This window comes from Herbaspirillum camelliae, assembly GCF_001929405.1.
Lineage (GTDB): Bacteria > Pseudomonadota > Gammaproteobacteria > Burkholderiales > Burkholderiaceae_D > Herbaspirillum > Herbaspirillum seropedicae.
In genome coordinates this window covers 5,140,917-5,161,320 of record NZ_KV880769.1, presented here as the reverse complement: position 1 = coordinate 5,161,320, position 20,404 = coordinate 5,140,917, and the positions used below count along the sequence as shown (strand labels likewise).

19 protein-coding genes and 2 tRNA genes are annotated in these 20,404 nt (G+C 64.3%); 13 read left to right on the top strand and 8 right to left on the bottom strand.

Annotated elements, in window-relative coordinates:
• Positions 1–287 precede the first annotated feature (287 nt).
• From BGK68_RS23075 to BGK68_RS23060, 4 genes are all read right to left on the bottom strand, one after another.
• Complete coding sequence (locus tag BGK68_RS23075; protein WP_075258983.1) at positions 288–1,058, bottom strand: DUF3299 domain-containing protein; 771 nt, start codon at positions 1,056–1,058, stop codon at positions 288–290.
• Positions 1,059–1,073: 15 nt separating this feature from the next.
• Entirely contained in the window at positions 1,074–2,342 is a 1,269-nt protein-coding gene (locus tag BGK68_RS23070) for an ABC transporter permease (RefSeq protein WP_075258982.1), read from the bottom strand.
• Complete coding sequence (locus BGK68_RS23065) at positions 2,339–3,061, bottom strand: ABC transporter ATP-binding protein (RefSeq protein ID WP_075258981.1); 723 nt, start codon at positions 3,059–3,061, stop codon at positions 2,339–2,341. The genes BGK68_RS23070 and BGK68_RS23065 overlap by 4 nt, the downstream gene beginning before the upstream one ends.
• A 101-nt stretch (positions 3,062–3,162) precedes the next feature.
• The gene (locus BGK68_RS23060; RefSeq protein WP_075258980.1) at positions 3,163–3,744 is read right to left on the bottom strand and encodes a DUF2796 domain-containing protein; all 582 of its coding nucleotides are present in this window, start codon (positions 3,742–3,744) and stop codon (positions 3,163–3,165) included.
• Between the two features lie 255 nt (positions 3,745–3,999).
• Here BGK68_RS23060 and BGK68_RS28560 point away from each other — a divergent pair, with 255 nt between their 5' ends.
• The 7 genes from BGK68_RS28560 (at position 4,000) to BGK68_RS23030 (ending at position 10,069) form a co-directional block, all read left to right on the top strand.
• Entirely contained in the window at positions 4,000–4,134 is a 135-nt protein-coding gene (locus BGK68_RS28560) for a hypothetical protein (RefSeq protein WP_257785537.1), read from the top strand.
• The gene (locus BGK68_RS23055) at positions 4,131–4,961 is read left to right on the top strand and encodes a metal ABC transporter ATP-binding protein (protein ID WP_075258979.1); all 831 of its coding nucleotides are present in this window, start codon (positions 4,131–4,133) and stop codon (positions 4,959–4,961) included. Before BGK68_RS28560 ends, BGK68_RS23055 begins: the two co-directional genes overlap by 4 nt.
• Entirely contained in the window at positions 4,958–5,845 is an 888-nt protein-coding gene (locus tag BGK68_RS23050; RefSeq protein ID WP_075258978.1) for a metal ABC transporter permease, read from the top strand. The genes BGK68_RS23055 and BGK68_RS23050 overlap by 4 nt, the downstream gene beginning before the upstream one ends.
• A 29-nt stretch (positions 5,846–5,874) precedes the next feature.
• Positions 5,875–6,813: a metal ABC transporter substrate-binding protein gene (locus tag BGK68_RS23045; protein WP_075258977.1), complete on the top strand. Its 939-nt coding sequence runs from the start codon at positions 5,875–5,877 to the stop codon at positions 6,811–6,813.
• Between the two features lie 76 nt (positions 6,814–6,889).
• Positions 6,890–7,195, top strand: a complete 306-nt coding sequence (locus BGK68_RS23040) for a putative quinol monooxygenase (RefSeq protein WP_075258976.1) — start codon at positions 6,890–6,892, stop codon at positions 7,193–7,195.
• Positions 7,196–7,291: 96 nt separating this feature from the next.
• A complete protein-coding gene (locus BGK68_RS23035) occupies positions 7,292–7,546 on the top strand; it encodes a hypothetical protein (protein WP_216665938.1) in 255 nt (84 codons plus the stop codon).
• Positions 7,547–8,014: 468 nt separating this feature from the next.
• Positions 8,015–10,069: a methyl-accepting chemotaxis protein gene (locus tag BGK68_RS23030; protein WP_075258975.1), complete on the top strand. Its 2,055-nt coding sequence runs from the start codon at positions 8,015–8,017 to the stop codon at positions 10,067–10,069.
• A gap of 13 nt (positions 10,070–10,082) precedes the next feature.
• On the opposite strand, the gene BGK68_RS23025 is transcribed toward BGK68_RS23030, so the two are convergent.
• Together BGK68_RS23025 and uvrB are read right to left on the bottom strand one after the other, a co-directional pair.
• Complete coding sequence (locus tag BGK68_RS23025) at positions 10,083–10,883, bottom strand: uracil-DNA glycosylase family protein (RefSeq protein WP_075258974.1); 801 nt, start codon at positions 10,881–10,883, stop codon at positions 10,083–10,085.
• Between the two features lie 86 nt (positions 10,884–10,969).
• Positions 10,970–13,051 carry an excinuclease ABC subunit UvrB gene (uvrB, locus tag BGK68_RS23020; protein ID WP_075258973.1) on the bottom strand — a complete coding sequence of 694 codons (2,082 nt, stop codon included), beginning with the start codon at positions 13,049–13,051 and terminating at the stop codon, positions 10,970–10,972.
• A gap of 421 nt (positions 13,052–13,472) precedes the next feature.
• Here uvrB and BGK68_RS23015 point away from each other — a divergent pair, with 421 nt between their 5' ends.
• From BGK68_RS23015 to mnmH, 5 genes are all read left to right on the top strand, one after another.
• Positions 13,473–14,690: an amino acid aminotransferase gene (locus BGK68_RS23015; RefSeq protein WP_075258972.1), complete on the top strand. Its 1,218-nt coding sequence runs from the start codon at positions 13,473–13,475 to the stop codon at positions 14,688–14,690.
• Between the two features lie 99 nt (positions 14,691–14,789).
• A tRNA-Asn gene (locus BGK68_RS23010) sits at positions 14,790–14,865 on the top strand.
• Between the two features lie 180 nt (positions 14,866–15,045).
• Positions 15,046–15,121: transfer RNA gene (locus BGK68_RS23005), tRNA-Asn, on the top strand.
• A 295-nt stretch (positions 15,122–15,416) separates the two neighbouring features.
• Positions 15,417–16,463, top strand: a complete 1,047-nt coding sequence (selD, locus tag BGK68_RS23000; RefSeq protein ID WP_407645717.1) for a selenide, water dikinase SelD — start codon at positions 15,417–15,419, stop codon at positions 16,461–16,463.
• Positions 16,463–17,554 (top strand): tRNA 2-selenouridine(34) synthase MnmH, encoded by a 1,092-nt coding sequence (mnmH, locus tag BGK68_RS22995; protein ID WP_075258971.1) that lies wholly within the window; start codon positions 16,463–16,465, stop codon positions 17,552–17,554. Before selD ends, mnmH begins: the two co-directional genes overlap by 1 nt.
• A 7-nt stretch (positions 17,555–17,561) precedes the next feature.
• Here mnmH and BGK68_RS22990 read toward each other — a convergent pair whose 3' ends face one another.
• Together BGK68_RS22990 and BGK68_RS27910 are read right to left on the bottom strand one after the other, a co-directional pair.
• Positions 17,562–18,626 (bottom strand): permease, encoded by a 1,065-nt coding sequence (locus tag BGK68_RS22990; RefSeq protein ID WP_075258970.1) that lies wholly within the window; start codon positions 18,624–18,626, stop codon positions 17,562–17,564.
• A 33-nt stretch (positions 18,627–18,659) separates the two neighbouring features.
• The gene (locus BGK68_RS27910; protein ID WP_158035504.1) at positions 18,660–18,815 is read right to left on the bottom strand and encodes a hypothetical protein; all 156 of its coding nucleotides are present in this window, start codon (positions 18,813–18,815) and stop codon (positions 18,660–18,662) included.
• Between the two features lie 201 nt (positions 18,816–19,016).
• Here BGK68_RS27910 and BGK68_RS22985 point away from each other — a divergent pair, with 201 nt between their 5' ends.
• The gene (locus BGK68_RS22985; protein ID WP_075258969.1) at positions 19,017–20,360 is read left to right on the top strand and encodes an MFS transporter; all 1,344 of its coding nucleotides are present in this window, start codon (positions 19,017–19,019) and stop codon (positions 20,358–20,360) included.
• The last annotated feature ends 44 nt before the right edge of the window (positions 20,361–20,404 follow it).

Sequence of the window (20,404 nt, the reverse complement as noted above, 5' to 3'; positions counted from 1 at the left end):
TTGAATCAATGCCTTGGCCTGCTTACCCAGCGTTTCTCCACAGGCTTGCTACCAAAAAATGTGGATATCCTGACCATGATCTGGGATAAGTGCCGTGATCATGGCGGCGGCGGTGCGGCTGCCGAGCACTTGCGCGCCCCTGTGGCGGTTTGGGAAAAGACTTTGAAATCAACGGCTTGGCTGGCTTGTCAAGCCGTTGTCCACAAGCTTGCCCCCGAAAAATGTGGATAAGGGCAGGGTTCGCGCCCGCCCGCGCGAGGGCGGGGCAAAAGTGGGGATAAACCGGTTCAGCCGTTGTCGGGGGCGGTATAGGGTTCCACGCTGACGGCCTTCATGCTGTAGCTGGAAGCCCCCATGGAAGAGTCGGAGCGCTCCACCTTCAACACCCCGCTGATCCACACCGCATCCATGGTGCGCACGTTCTTGACGGCCTTGGCGCTGCGCACGTGGATGATCTGGTTGGCCGGCGGCGGCGGCACGTGGATGCAAGCGCCGAAATAGGGCACCAGCAGGAATTCCTTGAGCGCCTCGCCCTCGCGGTCCAGCGAGACGACGAAGCCCGGCAGGCGCACCGGCTTGCCTTCCATGCTGGCGTCTACCGGCGCATCCTTCCAGTATTTCTTGGCCTTCCACAGGGCGGCGTCGGCGCGGGGATCGTCGTCGGTCAACTGGTCCAGCTTGAGTCCCTTGAAGGGCGCCATCGGGTCCCAGTCCTTGGGGATCAGCGCTTCCCAGGCGATTTCCTGGTAGCCGTTGACCATCTTGCCGGAGGCCTGGTAGGGCTTGTCCGTCACTGCCGGGCTTTGCTTGAGCTGGTCGCCCACCTGGTACTGGCCATTGGTGGCCGCCGCCACGCCCGGCACGGTGCTGCCAGCGTCGGCGCGGGCGGTGACCGCCGGTACCGCGCCGGCCAGTGGTGCGCCGGGGGCTGCGGCGTGCGGAGCCGGCGCGGCGGCAGCCGGTGCGGCCTGGGCATCGGAATGGGCCAGCAGGCGCACACCGCTGCCCACCAGCAGGCCGGCGGCGGCGATGCCGCCGATCCAGTAAAGAGTCTTCATAGCATTACTTCCACGTCAAATTCTCGGCGTCAGCCCATCCGACAGGCTCAGGCGGTAGGCCCGCAACGCTGGCAGCAGGCTGGCCACCAGCCCGGCCAGTATGGTCCAGAGCAGCAATTGTAATTCGCCTGCGGCTGGCCAGGCAGGCTGCAGGGCGATGCCGAACTGCTCGGCCAGCAGCGGCCCCAGCGTCCACACCAGCAGGCTCAACAGGAGCAGGCCACTGGCCACGCCGGCCAGCATTACGCCCAGGCCTTCGATACAGAGCAGCAGCAGCACATCCAGCGGACGCGCACCCACCGAGCGCAGGATCGCCAGTTCGCGCCGCCGCTCGCCCAGGCTGGCCAGAATGGCCGCCACCAGTCCTGCCAGACCGACCACCACCACCATGCCCGATACCACCAGCAGCGCATTTTCGCCGATGCCCACCACGTCCCACAGCTGGTCCAGCGCCACGCCCGGCAGCACGGCCATCAGCGGTTCCTTGTAGCCCTGGCCGTCGGCGATCTCGCGCTGCAGGGCAAACACCCGTGCGCGGCTCTTGAGGCCCACCAGCACAGCAGTGATGCTGGTGGGGGTGAGGTTGAACTTCTTCACGAATTCGGCCGGGATATGCACGCCCGGCAGGGGTGCCCCGCCTTCCCAGTCGAGGTGGATGGCCTGCATGCCGTCCAGCCCGATGTGTACCGTGCGGTCCACGGGCGTGCCGGTGCGCGCCAGGATGCCGACCACCCGGAAAGGCTTGTCGGCATGCTGGGTCAGGCTCATCCCGCCCATGCCATGCGAGAGGATGATGATGTCGCCCAGGCGGTAGTGCAGCTTGTCGGCCACGTCGGCACCCAGCACGGCGTCGAAGACGCCGGCCATGGGATGGCCCTGGGCCAGCCGCAGTGGCTGGTTGCTGCCGTAGCGGAAGTGGGTGAAGTAGTCGCCATTGGTGGCCAGCACCGGGAAGCCCCGGTGCGAGTCGCCCAGCGAGATCGGGATGGTCCAGGCCACGGCGGGGTTGCGCGCCAGCGCCTGGGCGCTGTCCCAGCCCATGTTGTTGGTGGCCCCGCCGATGCGGAAGATGGCGTACAGCATCAGCTGGATAGGGCTAGTGCGCGCGCCCACCACCAGGTCGGTGCCGGACACCGATTGTGAAAAGCCGGCGCGCACCTCATGGCGCACCCGTTCTATGCCCAGCAGCATGGTGGTGGACAGGGCGATGGCCACCAGCATCAGGCCCAGGGTGAAGCGGCGGTTCCAGGCGCTTCGCGCGGCCAGGCGCAGCAGGATCTTCATGCGGCCTCCCCGGCGCGGGCGGCTTCGTTGATCTGTTCCAGCGCCACGCGGCGGTCGAAACGCTCTGCCAGGCGCAGGTCGTGGCTGACGAAGACCAGCGCCGCGCCGCTCTGGGCGCATTCCTGTTGCAGCAGGTCGAGGAAGCCTTGCTGGCGGTCGCTGTCCAGCGCCGAGGTCGGCTCATCGGCCACGATGATCTCGGGTCGCCCGATCAGCGCTCGCGCTGCCGCCACCCGTTGCTGCTGGCCGATGGAGAGCTGCGTGACCGGGCGTTGCCACAGCGCTGGCGCCAGGTCCAGCGCCGCCAGCAGGGCCTGGGCGGCGGCGGTGAGGCTCGCGCCTTGCTGGAGCGCGCGCTGCTTGCGATAGGCCGAGAACTGGCAGGGCAGCAAGACGTTGTCGAGGATGGACAGATAGGGCAACAGGTTGAACTGCTGGAAGATGAAGCCGAGATGGTCCACCCGGAAGCGGTCACGCTGCCGCGACGGCATGGCGTGCAGGGGCTGGCCCAGTACCTCGACGCTGCCGCGCTGGGGCAGGATGATGCCGCCGATGGCCGCCAGCAGCGTGCTCTTGCCGCTGCCGCTGGGTCCGCTGATGAAGACATGTTCGCCAGCGCCAATGCGCAGGCTGCTCAAGCTCAGGGCGGGATGGGGCTGGCTGGGCCAGGTGAACTGCAGGTCACGCAGATCGATGGCGGCAGGGGGCGAGGAATTCATGAGGGCAAGCGAGGCGATGGGGAAGCTGTGGGCGTCTGATGATAGCCGGGCAGGCTGTCGGCGGCCTGACGCGGGTCAGGCCGGCCTGGGCAGGTGTGCGATCAGTTCAGGGGGATCTGCGCATTGCCGGGTGTGAGCTGCAGCGCGCCTTGCTTCTTGGGTGTGGCCAGTTGCACATCGATGCGCTGGAAGCCGGGGAAGGCGCTGAACAGGCCGTTGAGATCCAGCGTGGTCAGCGCGCCCGGGCTGGCGCAGACCAGGGTGAAGTCGCCGTCGAGGTCGGCATGGCCGTCCTGGGGGGCGTCCTGCACGCTGGCGGGTGTTTTTTCGCCCAGCAGGGCCGGCGGCAGCACAGCCGATTCCAGCTGGATCTCGGCCGACTTGCACTGGGCGGCGGCGTCGGTGGCAAAGATGCGGTTGACTTCACGCAGCGTACGGGCGGCGGCGCGCACGGTGTCCTTGTCCTTGCCGCTGCTGGCGGCATGCTCGAAACCGACCACATTGACCAGCGGCGTGTCCAGGTGCAGGGTCAGGGTATTGCCTTCCAGCGCCACGTCCAGCTTGCCCACGCCGTGGACATGGGCGGGATGGTTGCCGTGGTGGTCATGGGCGTCGTCGGCAGCCAGTGCGGGCAGGCTGGCCAGGGAGAGAAGCAGCAGGGGCAGGGCGGACAAACGGGGCATGGTCGGCTTTCTTATGCTTGTGGATGACGGAAAGGGCAGATATCTCAGCGGCATTGTGAACCCGCTGGCGACAAAAAATCAGTCTTGTTACATTCTGCAACAGCGTTGCATTATAATGCCCACTTTCCCCGTTTCTGCAACAGGGTTGCGTAAGCCTTGGGTGTCCGCCAGGCGCTGCGCCGGTTGCGCCAGATGACGGGGCGGCCATGTTGGCCTTGTGTCTATCTCATGTCCCATTCTTTCAGGTTTCCCGCCGTGTCGGTTCTTTCTCGTTTTCTGTTGAAGCAGGGCGTGCTCGCCAGCCCATGGTGGCAGCGCGTACTGGTGGTCTTGCCGGTGGTGCTGGTGTTGTGGCTGGGCGTGGCCTGGGCGCTGGGGGAGGGGGCATGAACGCGGCCATTTCCCTGGAGAATCTCACCGTCAGCTACCGTCGCCATCCGGCCCTGCACCACGTCAACGGCGCTTTCGAGCGCGGTTCGCTGACCGCCGTCGTCGGGCCCAATGGCGCCGGCAAGAGCACCCTGCTCAAGAGCATGCTCGGGCTGGTCCGCTGCAATGACGGGCGGGTGCTGACGCATGTGGATGCGCGCCGCATCGCCTACCTGCCACAGCAGGCCGAGATCGATCGCAGCTTCCCCATCTCGGTGCTGGATTGCGTGCTGCTGGGCTATTGGCAGGCCAAGGGCAATTGGGGCGGCATCGACGCCGCCATGTGCGCGCGCGCACGCCAGGCCCTGGCCGCGGTGGGGCTGGACGGTTTTTCCGGGCGTCCGGTGGCCAGCCTGTCGGTGGGCCAGTTCCAGCGCGTGCTGTTTGCTCGCATCCTGTTGCAGGATGCCGAGGTGATCCTGCTGGATGAACCCTTCAATGCCATCGATTCCCGCACCACCGGCGACCTGCTGCGCATCATCTCGGCCTGGCACGCCGAGCGCCGCACCGTCATCGCTGTGCTGCACGACCATGACCAGGTGCGCCGCGCCTTCCCCCAGACCCTGCTGCTGGCGCGCCACGTGGTGGCGTGGGGCCAGACCGCCGAGGTGATGTGCGAGGAAAACCTGCAGCGCGCCCGCGCCATGGCCGAGGCCGTGGACGAGCAGGCCGGTGTGTGCGAGGTCAGCGAAGCCGATGTGCTGGCGCTGTCGCAGCCGCATGAGCACGTCCATGCTCATCTCCCAGCCCATGAGCACGCTCAGGTTGGCAAGGGAGGCCTGCAATGAGCCTGTTGTCGTTGATGCACCAGCTTGCGGTCGAACCCTTCCAGGAATTTTCCTTCATGCGGCGCGCCCTGGTGGCTGCCTTCGCCCTGGCGCTGGGCAGTGCGCCGCTGGGCGTGCTGCTGACGCTGCGCCGCATGAGCCTGTTCGGCGAGGCGCTGAGCCATGCGGTCTTGCCCGGGGTGGCGGTGGGCTTCATCTTCTTCGGTCTGTCGCTGCCGGCGCTGTCCATTGGCGGGTTTGCCGCCGGGGTGCTGGTGGTGGCGGTGGCTGGCTGGATCAGCCGCCATACCGAACTCAAGGAAGACGCCAGCCTGGCCGCCATCTATGTGGTGGCGCTGGCGCTGGGCGTGATCCTGATCTCGCGGCACGGCACCCAGCTGGACCTCTTGCACATCCTTTTTGGCAACGTGCTGGGCGTGGACAGCGAGGGGCTGGTGCTCATCGCCGGTGTGGCCAGCGCCAGCGTGCTGGGCATTGCGGCCCTGTACCGCGGCCTGCTGCTGGAGAGCTTCGACCCTTCCTACATGGCCGTGGGCGGCGGGCGCAGCGGCGGGGCGATCTACCAGCAGGTGTTCCTGATGCTGGTGGTGATGAACCTGGTGGCGTCCTTCCAGACCCTGGGCACGCTCATGGCCGTAGGGCTGATGATGCTGCCGGCCGTGTCGGCGCGCCTGTGGCATGACAGCCTGCCGGCGCAACTGTGCAACAGCGTGGTCCAGGCTGCGCTGGCGGGGTATGCCGGGCTGCTGGTCTCCTATTACGCCTCGGTGCCGTCGGGCCCGGTGATCATCGTCTGCGCCGGTGTGCTGTACGTGCTCTCGCTGCTGTTCGCCCCGCGCGGCTGGTTGCCGCGCCTGTTGCGCCGGCCGCACCTGCAGGCCTGAATTTCCTTGCTTCCTTCCCCGGAGTTCCCATGAAATTGTTCCGTCCTCTTTCCATGCTGCTGGCCGCACTGGCCCTGGCAGTGAACGTATCGGCCTCGGCTGCCGAACGCATCCCCGTGCTGGCCAGCTTCAGCATCCTGGGCGACGTGGTCGCCAATGTCGGCGGTGACCGCATTGCCGTGTCCACCCTGGTCGGCCCCGATGAGGATGCGCACGTCTTCCAGCCGGCCCCGGACGACATCAAGGCGGTCTCGCGCGCCCGTCTGGTGGTGGTCAACGGCCTGGGATTCGAAGGCTGGATGGAACGGCTGGCGCAGTCGGCCAACTATCGCGGTCCCATCGTGGTGGCCTCGGCCGGCATCAAGGCGCGCGAGCGCGTGGGTGAGGATGAGGACGAGCATGGCCATGACCACGCCGGCGCCCATGAGCATCATGGCAAGGATGATCCGCATGCCTGGCAGAATCCGCAGAACGTGATCGTCTACACCCGCAACATCGTGACCGCCCTGGCCAAGCTGGACCCGGCCGGCGCCGCGGTCTATCGCAAGAACGGTGACGCCTACATCGCCAAGCTGCAGGACCTGGACGCCTGGGCGGCCCGCCAGTTTGCCCAGATTCCCGACGCCAAGCGCAAGGTGATCACCTCGCATGACGCCTTCGAATACTTCGGCGCGCGCTATCAGGTCCGCTTCCTGGCTGCGCAGGGCGTCTCGACCGACAGCGAACCCAGCGCCCGCGAGATCGCCGCGCTGATCCGCCAGATCCGCACTGAAAAGATCAAGGCCCTGTTCTTCGAGAACATGAGCAACCCCAAGCTGCTGCAACAGATCGCCCGCGAAGCCGGCACGGCGCCGGGCGGCAAGCTCTACGCCGATGCCTTGTCCAAGGCTGATGGCCCGGCCCCGGACTACCTGAGCCTGATGCGCTACAACATCACGCAGTTGCTGGAAAAGATCCGCCTGAACTGAGTGCGGTCAAATCGCGTATGCTTGTGGCCCGCGCCGCCGCCCCGGCGGTGCTGACCCAACATAGGAGAAGACCCGCATGAGCACCATCACCGTCGTCGCCATCATCACCGCCAAGCCCGGCAAGCGTGAAGAATTGCTGGCGATCGCCCGCGCCAACCTGGCCGCCGTGCGCGCCGAAGCTGGCTGCATCGAATACGGCCTGGTCGTGGATGTCGATGGTTTCGGTCCCAACCAGGCGCCCATGGGGCCGGATACCTTTGCCTTCGTCGAGAAGTGGAAGGACGAAGAAGCGCTGCGCCTGCACTTCACCCTGCCGCACATGACCGACTACCGCGAGAAGTCCAAGGACCTGATCGCTGACCGCAAGGTAGGCATGATGTAAGAAAAACTTATATTGGTGTCGGAAAATGTTGCTTTGCAAAAGGCTGGGCCGCCCTTATTCTTCAATCACCGAAACGTCAAACAGAAAGAAGTGATCATGAACTCCGTGAGTATATTGGTAAAAGATGCCGGTTTTTCTAACAATTTGCGCTCGCTGGTCGAGCTGGTGAAGTTTGCCGTGCAGCAAGTCATCGCCGCCCACGCCTTGAAGCCGGTGCGCAACGACGCGACCGACCTGCAAGACGCCGCCTATTTCGCCGATGTGACCGATCACGTCGAGATGGAAAACCGTCTGCGCCAGCTGGAAAACAGCCACTTGCACGCCGTCTGGAAGCTGCAGTCGCAGATCTGAAGCGAGCCTCATTGGCAAGCCGATTGGCGAGCCTATTGGCGAGCCTGATTGCAGGTCCAGGCCCGATGTGCCTGATGGAAAACAATGACGAGACCGGTTCCGTATCGTCGGAACCGCAGGCGGCAAGAAGCCGCAGCCAATCGCATCATCTGCATCATCTGCTTCACCAGCGTCCCTGGCAGCGCCAGTCGTAGCTGTCGTCCCTGTAGTACCAGTAGCACCCGCCGACAGCGCGCCGTCGATCCTCTTGACGATCCGGCGCCAGATTCCCGGCTCCCCATCCCCGCCCTTGCGGGGATTTGTCGTTTACGGCCCGCTTTCCATCGCGTTGCACGACTTTCCTGCTGTCCGATAAAAATGACATTCTGGCGACATCTGACGCTGTTATATTGTTCTTCGGGGAAGTATTCATGGGGTCGGCCGTTCAGGCCAGCATCTAGATCTAGCATCTACCAAGGGGAGTTCATCATGTTGTCATCACTGCGCGCGCGCCTGATTTTCATTTGCGTCCTGATCGTGGCCCTGGCCATGATCATCCTTAGCGCGGCCAATATCTTCACGGTCCGCAGCGATACGCTGGAAGCCATCTCCAGCCAGACCCAGCAACTCACCGAAAGTCACGCTGCCAACATCAGCGAATGGGTGCGCAGCAAGCGCGTCGTCACGGGCGCCATGAAGCAGGCCCTCAAGCAGAGCGATGTGCTGCCCATCGTGGCCGCCGCCCAGGAGGCTGGCTCCTTCGATGACGCCTACATCGGCTATCCGGACAAGCGCATGCTGGCCCTGCACCCCATGCCAGCCGGCTACGATCCCACCGTCCGGCCCTGGTACAAGCAGGCCGTCGAGGCGGGCAAGCCGGTGCTGACCGCACCCTACGTGGATGCGACCACCGGCAAGCTGGTGGTCACCTTTGCCGAACCGGTGGGCGACAAGTCCAACCTGCAGGCCGTGCTGGGCTCGGACGTGCAGCTCGACAACGTGGTGCGCACCGTGGCCGGCATTAAGCCCACGCCATCGAGCTTTGCCTTCATCGTGGGCAAGGATGGCATCATCATCACCCACCCCAACAAGGAACTGGCCTTGAAGCCGGTCTCTTCGCTCGACCAGACCCTGTCGGCGCAATCCCTGGCGGGCATGAAGCAGGGCGGTAGCGCCACCATCGGCGGCGTACGCTACCTGCTCTTCACCCAGCCCATCGCCAACACGGACTGGTCGCTGGTGGTGGCGCTGGATTACCGCGAAGCCACCCACGCCATCGGCGCGCTGATGACCCTCTCGACGGTCCTGGCGGTGCTGGCCATCGTCGCCTCGGCCATCCTGCTGAGCTATACCATCACCCGTCTGCTGCGCCGCCTGGGCGTGGTGCGCAATGCCATGGAAGAGATCGCCTCGGGCGATGGCGACCTCACGCGCCGCCTCGATACCAGCGGCAAGGATGAGCTGGCGCAGATTTCGCGCGCCTTCAATCATTTTGCCGACAAGATTTCGCGCACCCTGCTGGATATCCGCCGCGCTTCCGAATCGGTGAAGGTGTCCTCCAGCGAGATCGCCAGCGGCAACATGGACCTCTCGGCCCGTACCGAGCAGCAGGCCGGCTCGCTCGAAGAAACCGCCTCGGCCATGGAAGAACTGACCTCGACCGTGAAGCAGAATGCCGACAATGCCCGCCAGGCCAACCAGTTGGCGGTGTCGGCCTCTGACGTGGCCGTGCATGGCGGCCAGGTGGTGGGGCAGGTGGTGCAGACGATGAGCTCCATCAATGAATCCTCGCGCAAGATCGTGGACATCATCAGCGTCATCGACGGTATTGCCTTCCAGACCAATATCCTGGCCTTGAATGCGGCGGTGGAAGCGGCCCGTGCCGGCGAGCAGGGCCGCGGATTCGCCGTGGTGGCCTCGGAAGTGCGCTCGCTGGCCCAGCGTTCGGCCACCGCCGCCAAGGAGATCAAGGGTCTCATCGACGACTCGGTGCAGAAGGTCGAGACGGGTAGCCAACTGGTGGCCCAGGCCGGATCGACCATGGATGAGGTGGTCTCCAGCGTGCGCCGGGTGACCGACATCGTCGGCGAGATCAGCGCAGCGAGCCAGGAACAGAGTTCCGGTATCACCGAGGTCGGCAATGCGGTGAACCTCATGGACGAAGCCACGCAGCAGAATGCCGCGCTGGTGGAACAGGCGGCGGCAGCGGCCAAGTCCCTGCAGGAGCAGGCAGCGCATCTGGCTGCGGTAGTGGCAGGATTCAAGCTCGACGAGAGCGGTGCGGCGCGCCCCATGACCCCGCCACCGGCCCCGCCGGCAGCCGCTGCAGCGCCGTCGGCGCGCAGCGCGGCGGTCAATGTCACGCCCAAGCCGCCTGCCCTGAAGGCCAAGCCAGCCGCCAAGCCGGCCCTGGCGGCGCAGGCCGCTGCGACCCCGGCGCCTGCATCCGCCCCGGCGCTGGCCGCCAAACCGGCCGCAGCACCCAAGGCGCCGGCCAAGGCTGCCCCCAAGAGCAGCGGCGGTGACGACTGGGAAGAGTTCTAAACGTCCTGTAGCGTCAGTGGCGCTTGTCCAGCAGATGCATGGCGCCGAACAGCGCCTGCATCCCGCTGTGCTCGATGAAGCTCAGGTTGTAGGGATGCTCGGCCACCGCGCGCGGGAAGGCCTGTACCAGCGGGAGACTGTCTAGCTGCTCGGCGATCTTGCCCCACAGGACTAGCGTGGGCAGGGTCTTGCCCTGGCTGGCGCCATGCTCGGCCAATGCCCGCAGCACGGTCTCGAAGAAGGGCTTCCAGGCCTTGGCGTCCTTGACCGGGGCGACATGGGTACGGAACACCAGGCTGGCGTTGAGCAGCAGGAAGCCTTGCGCCGTCAGGTTGTCCTGCAGGTCGGCCAGGGTCTGGATGGTGCCGGCCACATCGGCCTGCGCCTGGGCGGCAATGCCCGCCAGTGCATCGCCGCTGGTCTGTCCAGCCTGCACGCGGCCATCGGCCACCAGCAGCATCTTCATGAAATTGCGCAGCGAGGTGGCGCGATTGACCTGCTTGGACAGTCCCTTTTCCGACCATAGCGAGCCGACCGCCCCATCCATGAAGCACACCCCGGTGGCGCTGGCCGCGCGCGGGTAGGGGCCTTCGCCCACCAGCACATAACGCACGCGGTCCATGGGTTGCTGGAAGGCGGCGAAGAGGCGGCCTTCGGTGGGCAGGTAATTGTCCCCGGCAAGCACGTCCAGGTAGACGGGATCAGCCTGGGCGATGGCTTGCAGCCCGGCACGCAGGGCGGCGTGCCAGGAGGGGTGGGCGGTCTGGATCAGGTCCGCCAGCGCGGCGGGCAGGGAGGCAGAAGGGGCGGGCATGGGTGGAAAGGCAAGCGCTCAGGTCAATGAAGTGGCGGCATTGTATACCGCTCCCGCACCCTCGCGCTCCCGCCTTTCCGTTTGCATCAGGCCACGGCGGTATCGCTGCCGGGAGCGCCGAACAATTGCTGCTTGAGCAGATGCAACTGGTCGCGGGCGGCCGCGGCCTTTTCGAACTCCAGGTTCTTGGCGTGTTCCTGCATCTGCTTTTCCAGGCGCTTGATCTCCTTGCTGATCTGCTTCTCACTCATGGATTCGTAGTTCTTCTTCTCTTCGGCCACCAGCAATTCGGTGCGCGCCTGGGCCGGGTTGAAGACGCCGTCGATCAGTTCGCGGATTTCCTTCTTGATGCCGGTCGGCACGATGCCATTGGCTTCGTTGAAGGCCATCTGCTTGGCCCGCCGGCGCTCGGTTTCGCCGATGGCCTTGTGCATGGAATCGGTCACCACGTCGCCATAGAGGATGGCCATGCCGTTGAGGTTGCGGGCGGCGCGACCGATGGTCTGGATCAGGCTGCGTTCGGAACGCAGGAAGCCTTCCTTGTCCGCATCCAGGATCGCCACCAGCGAGACTTCCGGGATGTCCAGGCCTTCGCGCAACAGGTTGATGCCGACCAGCACGTCGAAGGTACCCAGGCGCAGGTCGCGGATGATTTCCACGCGCTCTACCGTATCGATATCACTGTGCAGGTAGCGCACCTTGATGCCGTTGTCGGAGAGAAACTCGGTCAACTGCTCGGCCATGCGCTTGGTCAGTGTGGTCACCAGCACGCGCTCGTCCTTGGCGATGCGGTCGTTGATCTCCTGCATCAGATCGTCCACCTGGGTGGTGGCCGGGCGCACCGCAATGATGGGGTCCACCAGGCCGGTCGGACGCACCACCTGTTCCACCACCTGGTCGGCATGGGTATTTTCATAGTCGGCCGGCGTGGCCGAGACGAAGATGGTCTGGCGCATCTTCTTCTCGAACTCGTCGAACTTCAGGGGCCGGTTGTCCAGCGCCGAGGGCAGGCGGAAACCGTAGTCCACCAGGTTCACCTTGCGCGCGCGGTCGCCGTTGTACATGCCGTTCAACTGGCCGATCAGGACGTGCGATTCATCCAGGAACATCACCGCATCCTTGGGCAGGTAGTCCACCAGCGTGGGAGGCGGATCGCCCGGCTTGGCGCCGGAGAGGTGGCGCGAGTAGTTCTCGATGCCCTTGGTGAAGCCGATCTCGGTCATCATCTCGATGTCGAAGCGGGTGCGCTGTTCCAGCCGCTGTTCTTCGATGAGCTTGTTTTCCTTGCGGAAGAATTCGAGGCGCTCGGCCAGCTCTTGCTTGATGGTTTCGATGGCGCGCAGCACGGTGGAGCGCGGCGTGACGTAGTGCGAACCGGGATAGATGGTGAAGCGCGGGATCTTCTGGCGCACGCGGCCGGTCAGCGGATCGAACAGCTGCAGGCTGTCGATCTCGTCGTCGAAGGTCTCGATGCGCACGGCCAGCTCGGCGTGTTCGGCCGGGAACACGTCGATGGTGTCGCCGCGCACGCGGAAGGTGCCGCGCCCGAAGTCCACTTCGTTGCGGGTGTACTGCATCTGGATCAGGCGGGCGATGACGTCGCGCTGCGAGACCTTGTCCTTGGCGCGCAGGGTCAGGATCATCTGGTGGTATTCGTTCGGGTTACCGATACCGTAGATGGCCGAGACGGTCGCCACGATCACCACGTCGCGCCGCTCCATCAGCGACTTGGTGCAGGACAGGCGCATCTGCTCGATGTGCTCGTTGATCGAGGAATCCTTCTCGATGAACAGGTCGCGCTGCGGGACGTAGGCTTCGGGCTGGTAGTAATCGTAGTAGCTGACGAAGTACTCCACCGCATTGTGCGGGAAGAACTCGCGGAACTCGCTGTAGAGCTGCGCCGCCAGCGTCTTGTTGGGGGCGAACACGATGGCCGGGCGGCCCAGGCGGGCAATCGTGTTGGCCATGGTGTAGGTCTTGCCCGAGCCGGTTACGCCCAGCAGGGTTTGATAGAACAGGCCGTCGTTGACGCCCTCGACCAGCTTGTCGATGGCCGCCGGCTGGTCGCCCGCCGGCGGGAAGACCTGGTAGAGCTTGAAGGGCGAGTCGGGGAAGGTGACGAACTTGCTCTCGTCCAGCTCGGTATTGATGGGGGTCAGTTCTGCCATGGTCTGGATTGCCTTAGTCGCGATTTGCCGGGTGGGCCGCCACGGTGCATGGGACAGCGGCAATGTCCGGAAGCAGGGCATTGCACGCAGGCAAGGTGGTGGCGTGAATATTCATCAAATGCTGCCTCGATGTGGAAGTTCAAGACGCAATCGACGGGCCAGCGCATTGTAAAACGGGACGCCAACCAGCGTCAGCGGCCAGCTCATCCAGAGGGGATGGCGGGCTGGCGCGGGGCGGGTTATGTCGATTGGACATGGTCCCATGCAGATTCGGCAGGCAAATGGGCCTGTCTGTCTCTGTGATTGGCCGTCCACATTTGTTAGAATGCAGTGTTGCAAAAAGGTGCATGGCCGGCCATGTGGACCTGCATCCAATTCCTTCTGCAGCGCTTTGTTGCAGCTAACTTTTCATGTTATCACGATGAACGCACCTGTCTCCGCCTCCCTGTTTTCCGCCATCGAAATGGCGCCGCGCGACCCTATCCTGGGCGTGACCGAAGCCTATAACGCCGACCAGAACCCGGCCAAGACCAATCTGGGCGTGGGCGTGTACTACGACGACAACGGCAAGGTCCCCCTGCTGGAATGCGTGAAGAAAGCCGAGGCGGAACTGGCGGCCAAGCTGGCCCCGCGTACCTATCTGCCCATCGACGGCCTGGCCACCTATGACCGCGCCGTGCAGGAGCTGGTGTTCGGCGCCGGCAGCGCCGTGGTGACCGAAAAGCGCGCCATCACCGTGCAAGCCCTGGGCGGCACGGGCGCCCTGAAGCTGGGTGCTGACTTCCTGAAGCACTTCTCGCCGGCTGGCACCGAAGTCTGGATCAGCGATCCGAGCTGGGAAAACCACCGCGCCCTGTTCGAAATGGCCGGCTTCAAGGTCAACGCCTACCCCTACTATGATCCCGCTACCCGCGGCGTGAACTTCGCCGGCATGCTCGATGCCCTGAAGACCATGAAGGCCGGCTCCGTCGTGCTGCTGCACGCCTGCTGCCACAACCCGACCGGCGCGGACCTGACCGACGACCAGTGGACCCAGGTCATCGAGGTGGTGACCTCGCGCGGCCTGGTGCCCTTCCTCGACATGGCCTACCAGGGCTTTGGCGACGGTATCGCCGAAGACGGCCAGGTGGTGCGTCGCTTCGCTGAAGCCGGCGGCCCGCTGTTCGTGTCGAACTCCTTCTCCAAGTCGTTCTCACTGTATGGCGAGCGCGTGGGCGCGCTGTCCATCGCTGCGGCCAGCGCCGAAGAGGCTGCCCGCGTGCTGTCGCAATTGAAGCGCGTGGTCCGCACCAATTACTCCAACCCGCCGATCCACGGTGGCCAGGTGGTCGCCACCGCCCTGGCCTCGCCCGAACTGCGCAAGCTGTGGGAAGACGAATTGGCCGAGATGCGCGTGCGCATCCGCGAAATGCGCCAGCTGCTGGTGGCCAAGCTGAAGGAAAAGGCCCCCGGCCATGACTTCGACTTCGTCATCAAGCAACGCGGCATGTTCTCCTATTCCGGCCTGACCAAGGCCCAGGTGGACCGCCTGCGCAACGAGTTCTCGATCTACGCCGTCGATACCGGCCGCATCTGCGTGGCTGCGCTCAACACCAAGAACATCGACGTGGTGGTCGACGCTATTGCCAAGGTGCTGTAAGGGCTGTGGAGGGGATTTTCTCCTATGAGAAAAGTCCCTTTCCCTGAAAAAAGTTTTGACATGAAATAAAAACCGCGTCATAATCTTTTTCTCAGCTGTTCCCTGATAGCTCAGTCGGTAGAGCGACGGACTGTTAATCCGCAGGTCCCTGGTTCGAGTCCAGGTCGGGGAGCCAAAGAATGCGAAGGCCTCGCAAGCAATTGCGGGGCCTTTTCAATTAGTGTGAGGCAGGTTGTTTCGGTCTCGCGCAAGGGCGGCAGGGCTATGCCGCCATGATGCAGAACGATGTAAAAAATTTTCGTTTTCCTCTCTGGTAATTCTGAAAAAAATCGTTCATAATCGCGCCCTCAATTGATCCCTGATAGCTCAGTCGGTAGAGCGACGGACTGTTAATCCGCAGGTCCCTGGTTCGAGTCCAGGTCGGGGAGCCAGAATTCGAAAGCCTCGCAAGTTTCTTGCGGGGCTTTTTTGTTGTTGCGTCATGCCATGTCAATACTGAGCATCGACTCCCGTTCGTCCTGAGTAGCGGCGCAGCCGCGTATCGAAGGTTCACCGGCGTCACGCCCCTTCGGCAGGCTCAGGATAGGCCCTTCGACAGGCTCAGGGCAGGCTTCGATACTGCCCTGAAAGGGCCTGCTCAGGTTGGACGGTGTACCGGGTCTTCTAGCGAAAAGCAGACAAAAACGCTGCTAGAATCGGCATCCCCCGATCAGCCAGGATTTTTCCATGAGCGACTCCATTAGCGCCCCCATTCGCCTGACCCAGTACAGCCATGGCGCCGGTTGCGGCTGCAAGATCTCGCCCCAGGTGCTGGAGGTGATCCTCGCTGGCAGCGGCGCCCAGCATCTCGATCCCAAGCTGTGGGTCGGCAATGCCTCCCGCGACGACGCTGCCGTCTATGCCATCGATGAGGAACGCGGCGTGGTCTCGACCACCGATTTCTTCATGCCCATCGTCGATGATCCCTTCGACTTCGGCCGCATCGCAGCCACCAATGCCATCAGCGATATCTACGCCATGGGTGGCGATCCGCTCATGGCGATCGCCATCCTGGGCTGGCCAGTCAACGTGCTGCCGCCGGAGGTGGCGCGCGAAGTCGTGCGCGGTGGCCGCGCAGCCTGCGATGCGGCCGGTATCCCGCTGGCCGGCGGCCATTCTATCGACGCCCCTGAACCGATCTTCGGCCTGGCCGTGACCGGCGTGGTCGAGAAGCGCCATATGAAGCGCAACGACACGGCCACCGCCGGTTCTCTGCTCTACCTGACCAAGCCGCTGGGCATCGGCATCCTCACCACCGCCGAGAAGAAGGGCAAGCTGCGCCCTGAAGATGTGGGCGTAGCGCGGGATTGGATGTGCAAACTCAATCAGCCGGGCAGCCGCTTCGGCAAGCTGGCAGGCGTCACGGCCATGACCGATGTGACCGGCTTCGGCCTGCTGGGCCACCTGGTGGAGATGTGCGAAGGCAGCGGCGTGAGCGCACGCATCCAGCACGCGCTGGTGCCTAGCCTGCCGGGTGTGCCCTATTACCTGGCCGAGGGTTGCGTGCCGGGCGGCACCGGGCGCAATTTCGAGAGCTACGGCAGCAAGATCAGCCCCTTGAGCGAAGGCCAGAAGCACCTGCTCTGCGATCCCCAGACCAGTGGCGGCCTGCTGGTCGCGGTACGGCCCGACGCCAATCCCGAATTCCTCGCCACCGCCGCCGCGCTGGGGCTGGAACTGGCCCCCATCGGCGAACTGGTCGAACGACAGCGTTACGCCGTCGAGGTGCTTTGATGGCCGATCTGCAGCCCAGCCGCGACCTGTTCCTCGCTGATACGCCCATGCTGGATGCGCGGGCGCCGGTGGAGTTCGGTAAGGGAGCGTTTCCCACGGCGGTCAACCTGCCTCTGATGAGTGACAGCGAACGGCATCAGGTCGGCTTGCGCTACAAGGAAGAGGGCCAGCAGTCCGCCATCGAGCTGGGCCACCAGCTGGTCAGCGGCGCCGTGAAGGAGGCGCGGATTGCGGCCTGGGCGGACTTTGCCCGGACGCATCCGGACGGTTGCCTGTATTGTTTCCGTGGCGGTCTGCGCTCGCAGATCACCCAGCAGTGGTTGAAGAGCGAAGCCGGCATCGCCTATCCCCGCGTGGCCGGTGGCTACAAGGCGCTGCGCCACTTCCTGATGGAGGCCATCGAGCAGGCCTTGGCCGAGTGCGCCTTCGTGGTGGTGGGCGGGATGACCGGCAGCGGCAAGACCGATGTGCTGCTGCAATTGGATAACGCGCTGGACCTGGAGGGCTACGCCAACCATCGCGGTTCCAGCTTCGGCAAACGCGCCAGCCCGCAGCCATCGCCCATCGATTTCGAGCATCGCCTGGCGATCGCCCTCATCAAGCTGCGGGCGCAGGGGCATCATTGGTTTGCGCTGGAAGACGAGAGTCGCCTGATCGGCGCCTGCGCCTTGCCGCTGGCCTTGCACCAGCGCATGCAGAGTTTGCCGATGGTGTGGCTGGAAGACAGCCGGGAAGGGCGCGTAGAGCGCATCCTGCGGGATTATGTCAGCGGTCTGTGCAATGAATATGTCGCACTGGATCCGCGCCACGGGTTTGAACGCTATCGCGCCCATCTGCTGGCAGCGCTGGGCAAGCTGGTCAAGCGCCTGGGCGACCAGCGCTATCGGCAGCTCTTGCAACTGATGGAAACCGCGCTGGCGCGCCAAGAGAAGGATGGCGTAGTCGACTTGCACCGCGCCTGGATCGATGCCTTGCTGGCGCAATACTACGATCCTGTCTATGCATTCCAGCGGGAGGCCAAGCGCTCCCGCCTGCTGTTCGCAGGCCAGCAGGCCGAGGTGGTCGGCTTCCTGCGGCAGTATCGGCCCTAGGCCCTGCTCACAGCAAGGCCACGGCCACCAGCCCGCTGACCGCGCCGATGAGCATGGTCAAGAGCGTCACCGTCATCAGCACCCGCGACGTGAAGGATTGCCGCAGCATCAGCAGCGAGGGCAGGCTGATGCTGGGCAGCGTCATCAGCAGCGCCACCGCCGGACCCACGCCCATGCCCAGGGACAGCATGGACTGCACGATGGGAATCTCGGCTGCCGTGGGGATCACGAACAGCGTTCCCACCACGGCCAGTGCCACGATCCACAGCAAGCTGTTGCCCATGGCCACATCCACCTGCGGGAACAGCCACACCCGTGCCGCGCCCAGCGCCAGCACCGCCACGATATAGACCGGCGCCGTGGTCCAGAACAATTGCCACAGCTTGCTGCCCCAGCGCACCAGGAAGTGGCGCCCATCCTCCATCGGCTCGTACTCGGCGGCGGCCAGTGCATCCATCGCTGCCTGCGGCAGGGTTTCGGACTGCGCCACCCGTTGCGCGATCAGCGCCACGCCCAGCACCAGCAGGATGCCCGCCACCAGGCGCAGGGCGGCGAAATGCCAGCCCAGCACGAAGCCCATGAACATCAGCGTGGCGGGGTTGAGCACCGGGTTGGCGATCCAGAAGGCCAGCGCGGCGCCCACGGAGACTTGCTGGCGGCGCATGCCGGCCACGACCGGGGCGGCACAGCAACTGCACATCATCCCCGGCAGGGCGAACAGGCCGCCGCGAAGAGTGGAGCCGAGGCCGGCGCGGCCGAACATGCGCAGCAGCCAGTCGCGCGGGATCAGCACCTGCACCAGCGAGCCCAGCACGATGCCCAGCACGGCCGCTTTCCAGATGGCCAGGAAGTAGACTTCCGCATACTCCAGTGCAGCCGACCAGGGCGCTGCCGGGGCGTTGGCCAGGATGGAGGCGCCGATGCTGTGCTTGTCAGCGGCCACGAAGGATTTGGCGTAGTAGGGCGACCATTTCACGTAGTACAGACCCACCGCCGCGACCAGCACGAACAGCAGGGGCTTGAGCCAGGCGGAGGTCTTGTTTGTAGCAGTAGGGGAGGAGAATGAGCTCATGGCAGATCAAGTTGCATACAGGAAATGCGCGCATCATACCCAAGGATGGGCATTTTTGCCTCCTTCCAGGTTCATGTTCTGTAAATTAGCCCTGCGGCGCGCGCTCAGGGCGAGCGTATCTTGCCTGCTTTTCTGCATATTGGGGCAGGGCAGCAGGTCGAGTGGAGCATCGCAGATGACGCTTGCCAATGCAACCTGTCCTGTTATACTGCCCATCGTTGTATGACGTCTTATAACAACCCAATTTCAAACAAATAACAATACGTCAAGAGACACCCATTCCCAGCCGTATCATCTCGCGCCTGTCCAGTCGCTGTCAGCGGTGTGCAAGGCGCAGTTCGGCGTGGCGTTGCGGGAGCTCGACGGCGACACGAGACCTGGAGAAAACAATTGGCGCAAAGCAAGCAAAGCGGGCTGGCTAGTGAGGCAGCAAAGCCCACACATGTCCGTTATCTGATCCTCTTCCTGCTGTTCGTGGTCACCACGGTCAATTACGCCGACCGCGCCACCCTCTCCATCGCCGGTTCGGCGATGAAGACCGAGCTTGCGCTCGATCCGGTGATGATGGGCTATATCTTTTCGGCTTTCAGCTGGGCCTATGTCCTGGCCCAATTGCCGGGCGGCTGGCTGCTGGACCGCTTCGGTTCCAAGAAGATCTACATGTGGAGTATCGCCCTGTGGTCGGTCTTCACTTTCCTGCAAGCCGGCGTGACCTGGATGAGCACCGCCGCCGCCGTGGCCTCGCTGTTCCTGCTGCGCTTCATGGTGGGCCTGGCCGAAGCGCCATCCTTCCCGGCCAATGGCCGCATCGTGGCGGCCTGGTTCCCGACCAAGGAGCGTGGCACCGCCTCGGCCATCTTCAACTCGGCGCAGTATTTCGCCGCCGTGCTGTTCACCCCGCTGATGGCCTGGATCGTTCACACCTACAGCTGGCACCATGTCTTCACCGTCATGGGCGTGGTGGGTATCGCGCTGGCCCTGATCTGGGGCCGCATCATCTACAGCCCCAAGGACCACCCGCGCATCAACCAGGCTGAACTGGCGCACATCGAATCCGGCGGTGGCCTGGTGGACATGGATAACCGCAAGGTCGCCGCGCCTTCCACCAAGGGCAAGGGCTACATCCGCCAGCTGCTGTCGAACCGCATGCTGCTGGGCGTGTATATCGGCCAGTACTGCATCAACGTGATCACCTATTTCTTCCTGACCTGGTTCCCGGTGTACCTGGTGCAGGAGCGCGGCATGTCCATCCTCAAGGCCGGTTTCGTGGCCTCGATCCCGGCGGTGTGCGGCTTCATCGGCGGCGTGGTCGGCGGCCTGATCTCGGACCGCCTGATCAAGCGCGGCCTGTCGGTCACCTGGGCGCGCAAGATTCCCATCGTCGGCGGCATGCTGCTGTCGATGACCATGATCCTGTGCAACTACGTCGAGGCGCAGTGGATGGTGGTGGGCATCATGGCTCTGGCCTTCTTCGGCAAGGGCGTCGGTGCGCTGGGCTGGGCCGTGGTGGCCGATACGGCGCCCAAGCAGATCGTCGGTCTGTCGGGCGGGTTGTTCAACATGTTCGGCAATGTCGCCGGTATCACCACGCCTATCGTGATCGGCTACATCGTCAAGGAAACCGGCTCCTTCTCCGGGGCGCTGGTGTTCGTGGGCATCAATGCACTGGTCACCGTGATCAGTTATCTTGTCATCGTCAAGGAAATCAAACGCGTCGAACTCAAGGACGCCTGAATCCTGCCACGGCGGCGACCGCATCGGCGGCGCCGCCATTTCGT

Bases quoted from the DNA above. Each gene is read 5' to 3' on its own strand.
- BGK68_RS23075 (WP_075258983.1), bottom strand. From the start codon at position 1,058: ATGAAGACTCTTTACTGGATCGGCGGCATCGCCGCCGCCGGCCTGCTG.
- BGK68_RS23070 (WP_075258982.1), bottom strand. From the start codon at position 2,342: ATGAAGATCCTGCTGCGCCTGGCCGCGCGAAGCGCCTGGAACCGCCGC.
- BGK68_RS23065 (WP_075258981.1), bottom strand. From the start codon at position 3,061: ATGAATTCCTCGCCCCCTGCCGCCATCGATCTGCGTGACCTGCAGTTC.
- BGK68_RS23060 (WP_075258980.1), bottom strand. From the start codon at position 3,744: ATGCCCCGTTTGTCCGCCCTGCCCCTGCTGCTTCTCTCCCTGGCCAGC.
- BGK68_RS23055 (WP_075258979.1), top strand. From the start codon at position 4,131: ATGAACGCGGCCATTTCCCTGGAGAATCTCACCGTCAGCTACCGTCGC.
- BGK68_RS23050 (WP_075258978.1), top strand. From the start codon at position 4,958: ATGAGCCTGTTGTCGTTGATGCACCAGCTTGCGGTCGAACCCTTCCAG.
- BGK68_RS23045 (WP_075258977.1), top strand. From the start codon at position 5,875: ATGAAATTGTTCCGTCCTCTTTCCATGCTGCTGGCCGCACTGGCCCTG.
- BGK68_RS23040 (WP_075258976.1), top strand. From the start codon at position 6,890: ATGAGCACCATCACCGTCGTCGCCATCATCACCGCCAAGCCCGGCAAG.
- BGK68_RS23035 (WP_216665938.1), top strand. From the start codon at position 7,292: ATGAACTCCGTGAGTATATTGGTAAAAGATGCCGGTTTTTCTAACAAT.
- BGK68_RS23030 (WP_075258975.1), top strand. From the start codon at position 8,015: ATGTTGTCATCACTGCGCGCGCGCCTGATTTTCATTTGCGTCCTGATC.
- BGK68_RS23025 (WP_075258974.1), bottom strand. From the start codon at position 10,883: ATGCCCGCCCCTTCTGCCTCCCTGCCCGCCGCGCTGGCGGACCTGATC.
- uvrB (WP_075258973.1), bottom strand. From the start codon at position 13,051: ATGGCAGAACTGACCCCCATCAATACCGAGCTGGACGAGAGCAAGTTC.
- BGK68_RS23015 (WP_075258972.1), top strand. From the start codon at position 13,473: ATGAACGCACCTGTCTCCGCCTCCCTGTTTTCCGCCATCGAAATGGCG.
- selD (WP_407645717.1), top strand. From the start codon at position 15,417: ATGAGCGACTCCATTAGCGCCCCCATTCGCCTGACCCAGTACAGCCAT.
- mnmH (WP_075258971.1), top strand. From the start codon at position 16,463: ATGGCCGATCTGCAGCCCAGCCGCGACCTGTTCCTCGCTGATACGCCC.
- BGK68_RS22990 (WP_075258970.1), bottom strand. From the start codon at position 18,626: ATGAGCTCATTCTCCTCCCCTACTGCTACAAACAAGACCTCCGCCTGG.